This is a genomic window from Micromonospora sp. NPDC005087 (assembly GCF_042872965.1).
Taxonomy (GTDB): Bacteria; Actinomycetota; Actinomycetes; order Mycobacteriales; family Micromonosporaceae; genus Micromonospora.
Window position 1 is genome coordinate 1 of record NZ_JBIALB010000059.1, and the last position, 5,246, is coordinate 5,246.

General features: G+C 67.7%; 5 protein-coding genes and 1 pseudogene. 4 read left to right on the plus strand and 2 right to left on the minus strand.

Annotated elements, in window-relative coordinates; genetic code table 11:
• Positions 1–492: 492 nt before the first annotated feature.
• Positions 493–1,110, plus strand: coding sequence for a winged helix-turn-helix domain-containing protein (locus ACFYPS_RS36715; protein ID WP_387331072.1), 618 nt, complete (start codon positions 493–495; stop codon positions 1,108–1,110).
• Between the two features lie 250 nt (positions 1,111–1,360).
• Here the strand turns inward: ACFYPS_RS36715 and ACFYPS_RS36720 are convergent, their stop codons facing one another.
• Entirely contained in the window at positions 1,361–1,699 is a 339-nt protein-coding gene (locus ACFYPS_RS36720) for a hypothetical protein (RefSeq protein WP_387331074.1), read from the minus strand.
• A 475-nt stretch (positions 1,700–2,174) separates the two neighbouring features.
• On the opposite strand from ACFYPS_RS36720, the gene ACFYPS_RS36725 reads away from it, so the two are divergent.
• The 3 genes and pseudogenes from ACFYPS_RS36725 to ACFYPS_RS36735 all read left to right on the plus strand — a co-directional run.
• Positions 2,175–2,390 (plus strand): winged helix-turn-helix domain-containing protein, encoded by a 216-nt coding sequence (locus ACFYPS_RS36725; protein ID WP_387331077.1) that lies wholly within the window; start codon positions 2,175–2,177, stop codon positions 2,388–2,390.
• A gap of 521 nt (positions 2,391–2,911) precedes the next feature.
• Entirely contained in the window at positions 2,912–4,165 is a 1,254-nt protein-coding gene (locus ACFYPS_RS36730; RefSeq protein ID WP_387331080.1) for a hypothetical protein, read from the plus strand.
• 216 nt (positions 4,166–4,381) lie between these two features.
• Positions 4,382–4,526 (plus strand): annotated as a pseudogene (locus ACFYPS_RS36735) (transposase); the annotation flags it as partial.
• Between the two features lie 150 nt (positions 4,527–4,676).
• On the opposite strand, the gene ACFYPS_RS36740 reads toward ACFYPS_RS36735, so the two are convergent.
• A complete protein-coding gene (locus tag ACFYPS_RS36740; RefSeq protein ID WP_387331083.1) occupies positions 4,677–5,147 on the minus strand; it encodes a L,D-transpeptidase in 471 nt (156 codons plus the stop codon).
• Positions 5,148–5,246 lie beyond the last annotated feature (99 nt).

Here is a 5,246-nt window from a genome sequence, read left to right on the forward strand (position 1 = left end):
GGCGCCTCACCCACGAAGCGACGCCATCCTGGCGTGACGATCAACCCGAAGCGGACACACCGACGCCGACCTGATCAAGATGCCCTCTAAGACCCCGACGGTGTAGCGCCAGGAGGGGTTCCTCGTCGGCGAGTCGCCTGATCAGATCGGCGAGGTCACTGTTCCGACGGCCTGCCGTGTCGCTGCTGGTCAACGCCACACCAGCGCAATGAGCCCCTACACCCCACCCGGAACCGATGGCAATTTCTGCCCAACTTCGTCATCGCCCTGACGATAACTGTCGATCTCGTCGACTGTTAGTGCCAAGTTGCTCACGTGCTGTGCTTGATCGTCCATTCACATAGTTCATATCATCCTTTCGGGTAGCCGACGTGACCCGCACGGCGCCCAGAGGGCTTGGGGGGTCGTTCCGGGTCCTACCAGCGTCTGCTCCTATTCCATATCGGGCCGGCGACGCAGGCGGAACGCAGTAGGCCACAGGTAAGGAGAAAGATGACTCTCGCTCGGGGGGAAAAGTCCATCGAGGACGTCCGGATGGAACGTCCACCGGGAGCCGACGGCGGGGCGGTGATCATCGCGATCGCCTCCTCGACAGCGGAGAGAGTGCGCCTGGCGTCGCTGGTGACCGGCCATGCTCCGGTGCTGCTGGTCTCGTCGCCGGAGGAGCTCCTGTCGCTACTTGTCGACAGCGCCCCGCCCGCCGAAGCCCCGTCAGTCCATCCACGCGTCGTCGAGCCGCTCCCGCGAGCCCTCATAGGAACGGCTGATGTCGTCCCGGAGGTCGACTCGGACAGGCGGGTGGCAACCTGGTCCGGGCACGCCGTACCCCTGTCGCCCCTCGAGCACGACCTGCTTCGGTACCTTCTGCTGGCACAACTCGGCCGCACCTGCACCTTCGAGTCGCTGCACCGCGCGGTCTGGGGCAACGACCACCTCGGCGGCCGGGGCGACGTGTGGTCGGTGGTGAAGCGACTCCGCCGCAAGCTCGACGAATTGGACTGCCCGCTGCGGATCCAGGCGGTGCGCGGCGTCGGCCTGCGTCTTGTCGACCCCGGCGCGGTGCTGTCAACGAACGCCGAAGAAGCACGAGAGAGCCGAAACCAGATCTGAAAGTGATGCGCCTTCCGGGTCCTCCAGATCGATATGTTCGGGTCCGACCCGGGCTACATAGTGCCGGAGCCGACCCTTGAGTTCTGCTGGCGGCCATCGTCTGGCAATCGAACCGAGCCGTGGTGACGGCCGCGATGAAGTGCTGGGAGGGACGTCGCGCGCCCGCGCTCCAGACGGCGCTAGGTGCGACCAGAGCCGGAGCCTTGACGCGCTCGCGGCAAAGCGCACTTTCGCTAGCTCCCACGGGCGATTAGGAAAGCAGGTCGGCGAGCGTGGCGGGTCGAGGCGGCGTTGATTGGACGGTGATGCGTTTGATGGTCACCCGCCGGGATGGCATCGCGCGGTCGGCTGCGAAGCGTACGGCCCGGCCGGCGGCGATGGGCGCAGTCGTGATGTCGTCAGCCTTGACGTTTAACGTCACTTCACAGGTGTCTGTGTCGGTATTGCCCTTGACGTTTGGTGTGATGACGCCGTCCCACTGCTGCTGTAGCTCCATGAGCTGGTCGCGCAGGCGGTCGACGAACATCGGGAGCGACGTGTCGCCCGGTGGAGTGATCCAGAGGGTGAGGCTGACGTGGAAGACTTGCACCTCGGCTTACCCCCGTTGTCGATGGGCGAGGAGCTGACGGGCGTCGGCCGGGATTAGACCCAGCAGCTGCGGTCTGCCGATGTGGGGCTCCGTGCCACCGCAGGCGGCGCTGGCCGTCAGGCCGTAGAACTCCCTGCGGTGCAAGCAATCCGGGTCAAGGTTCATGGTTGCTCGCCTGCTCCTTCCCGTACCAGTCCGGATCCGGGCGCCGTCATTGGCAGCTCGTGTGGGCGTAGGCGGGGACCGTGGCGCATCGCATCGCGGCGAGCGGGCTCTTCGGCTGCCGAACCGGGGCCGGGAGCCGAACCTGGCCCGAGCCCGACCGAGCGGTCCGTGCCCCTTGGCGCCAACCCAGGATCACAAGACACCACTCGCGCCTACGTGCACCTAGTTCACTAGGTCAGTCGGAGGTTGAGTGGAGCTGGTGCCCGTGATCTCATCGGGGCGCCAACCCAGGAGTGACATGCCCCGACGAATGACCTACCGCCAAATCGCGGACGACATCGCCGCCCGCATCGCGACCGGCGAGTACCCACCCGAATCCAAGATTCCTTCCTACAGTCAGCTCTCAGAGCTCTACAGCGTTTCCGTTGCAACCGTGCAGCGTGCACTTCTGGTGCTGCACTCCAGAGGCGTCGTGTATGGAGAGCCTGGGCGGGGCGTCTACGTCAAGGGGCATGACGACTCATGAAGTAAGGCGACCCAGGAGACGTGGACGTTACGCCGACTGCGTGGAGCTGACCCCGATGGACGCCCGCGGGGGCGTACCAAGTCCGGTGCTATCAGTGTTCGTCCACGAAGTCGTGCAGGTGGGGGCAGTTATGGGAACCATCTTCATGTTGCGTCATTTGCACAAACCTGCACCCGGCGCGTCCGGGCGCTTAAGACGCCGCAAAGCCGACGCAACCCGAGCCCTGTTCCCCTCGCCCCGCTCGGCCCGGCTGCGGCTGGCCACCCTGCACGCCATCGACGCCGTGCACCGCTTCGTCGACGTCACCACCGGCGACAACCAGCACCTTTCGCCGAGACCGGCCCACTCCTCCGCCTCATCTGGCAGCCTCGGCGCCGATGGTGTTTCGCGTAACGTTTTCGCACTTCGGAGCGCCCTCTGGTCGGCGGGCCGGGGTCCCATTCCGGCCCGCGCCGCGTACCGGATCAGAACGGGGAATGATGAGCCGAAGAGCAACCAGGGGCCGGCGCGCACGGATCTGGATGGTGGGGGCCGGCGTGCTCGCCCTCCTGGCCGTCGGCGGGGGCACCGCCGTGGCGGGCAGCGACCGGTCCGCCGACGACACCGCGGCGAAAGCGCACCTCGTCGCCGACAGCACCAGGTCCAAGGCCGACAAGACGCCGGAGTCCCCGCGGCCGAAACGAAAGCCACATCCCAGCCCTTCGCCGACGTCCAGCCCGACGTCCAACCCCACCGCCAGCCCGACACCGACTCCGACCACCACCTCTCCTCCGAGCACCGACGTGAACGCCCAGATCCCGATCCCGGGCTACGTCACCGGCTTCCGGTTCGGCGACATCCTGGTGGACGAGGCACGCAGCCGGGTCTACATCACGGGGGGCAAGGGCACCGACGGTCTGATCGTCACCGACCTGAACGGCAGCGTCCTTCGCACCCTTCCAGGCATCGCACCGGGGGCCGCCGGGATGACGCTGAGCCCGGACGGCAGCAAGCTCTACATCGCCGCCGGCGACCAGGACTGGCTCAGGATCGTGGACCTGGACACGTGGGAACTGGACGGGCAGTTCACCGGGAAGACCGACGGGACCATGACGTGCCCGAAGGACATGGCCTTCGCGGCCGGCCAGCTCTGGGTCTCGTGGGGGTGCGAGAACGAGCCCACGGCGGGCATCGGCCGGGTCGACCTCGCGACCGGCAGGTTCAACGTGAACGCGGTCGACGCCATCGACGAGCGGATCAGCTCCGCGATGCTGCTGGCCACCTCACCCGCTCAGCCCAACATGCTGATCGCCGGCGCGACGGGCTCCAGCCCCGCCCTGCTGGTCCGCTTCGAGGCCACCGCGACGGGGCTGGTCCAGCGGGCGATCAGCCGGACCGACGGTGGCTCGGTCGCGCAGTTGGCGGTCACCCCGGACGGCACCGAGGTGATCGTTCCCTCGGGCGCGCCGTACTACCACCCGGCCCTGCGCACGTCCGACCTCGTCGAGGTGCACCAGTACCCGACCGTGACGTACCCGAACGCCGTGGCGATCCGGCCCGACGGCCTCGTCGTCGCCGGCACCAACTCGTCGTACGACAAGGACGTCTGGGTCTTCGAGCCGGGCAGCACCACCCCGATCGCCACGTACGAGTTCGGGCACCTACCGAACCAGGAGACGTGGGCGCACAACCTGGTCGACGGGGGGCTGGCCGTGTCCGGCAACAAGATCTACGCGGTCACTGACCAGTTGGCCGAGCCGGAGATGGTGACCTTGCGGATCCGTACGCTGCCGTGACACCCGACGCCCGGCCCGTCACCGACGGGCCGGGCGATCGGCGGTCGGTCACCGCTGGAGCATCGCGGTGAGGGGCCCGAGGTCGCTCTCGGCGAAGGGCGCCGCCCTCTCGCGGTGCTGGCTGGCGTGGCGCTGGCTGGCGTGCGCGGCCCGGCACCGGCCGCGGTGGTCGTCACCGGCGCCGCAGGCGGCGGCAAAACAGCTGTGGCGGTCGAGGCTGCCCGCGACGACGTCCTGGCCTTCACCCGGCTTCCCGAAGTAGATCTGGCGGCAGATCTGGTCGAACAACCCGCAGGAACGCCTCAACCGCGAGATCCGCCGCCGCACCGACGTCGTCGGGATCTTCCCCGACCGCCATGCTGCCAGACATCTCGATCGACCAGGGACTGGTGGGAGCGGCGGCCCATTGGGCCGGCCAGCCTCTGTCCGGCGGCACCTGGCCGCAGCTGTTGCTACGAGTCTTGCTTCCTGCCCGCTGCCCCGCCGGCCGACCGCGCGGCCCTCGGGACGGTCAGTAGCGGCCGAGGTTCTGGCTGGGCGCCATCACGATGCGTGGAGAGGCGGCCGGATCCAGCCACTCCAGTACCCGGAGCAGATTGGACTGTGCCAACGAGACACAGCCGGCGGTACCGCCGCTCCCCATGACGTGCAGGAAGATGCCGCTGCCGCGGGCCGGGGTGGCTGCCCTCACCGGGATGTTGTAGTTGATGACCGCGAAGTAGTTGTACTGCGGCACGGTCTGCCACAGCGCCTCGCTGTACCCGCCCGGGTTCGTGCCGTGCACGAAGCTGTTGTACGTGGACGAACTGGGGTTCTCGTCCCAGTAGTCGTTCGCCACGAGCTGGTGGTAGCTGTACTTGACGCCAGGGTTGGCGTGCACGCCGTACATGGTGGAGCCGATGCTATAGACGCCTGTGGGCGTCGTGGGGACGCCCTCCATATGGCTGTCGCTGAATCCCTTGGTGCCGATCCGCGCGCTCATCACCCCAGGGTCATTGCGTTCTCGGGTAACTGCTGGTCACGGCCGCGATGAGGTCGTGTGGGCGGCGGTTGGCGCGTCGGGTTGCGCGGGCGATGTTGG

What these genes read in the sequence shown, in the direction of transcription:
- ACFYPS_RS36740 (WP_387331083.1), bottom strand. Translation starts at nt 5,147, where the DNA reads ATGAGCGCGCGGATCGGCACCAAGGGATTCAGCGACAGCCATATGGAG.
- ACFYPS_RS36730 (WP_387331080.1), top strand. Translation starts at nt 2,912, where the DNA reads ATGGTGGGGGCCGGCGTGCTCGCCCTCCTGGCCGTCGGCGGGGGCACC.
- ACFYPS_RS36715 (WP_387331072.1), top strand. Translation starts at nt 493, where the DNA reads ATGACTCTCGCTCGGGGGGAAAAGTCCATCGAGGACGTCCGGATGGAA.
- ACFYPS_RS36725 (WP_387331077.1), top strand. Translation starts at nt 2,175, where the DNA reads ATGACCTACCGCCAAATCGCGGACGACATCGCCGCCCGCATCGCGACC.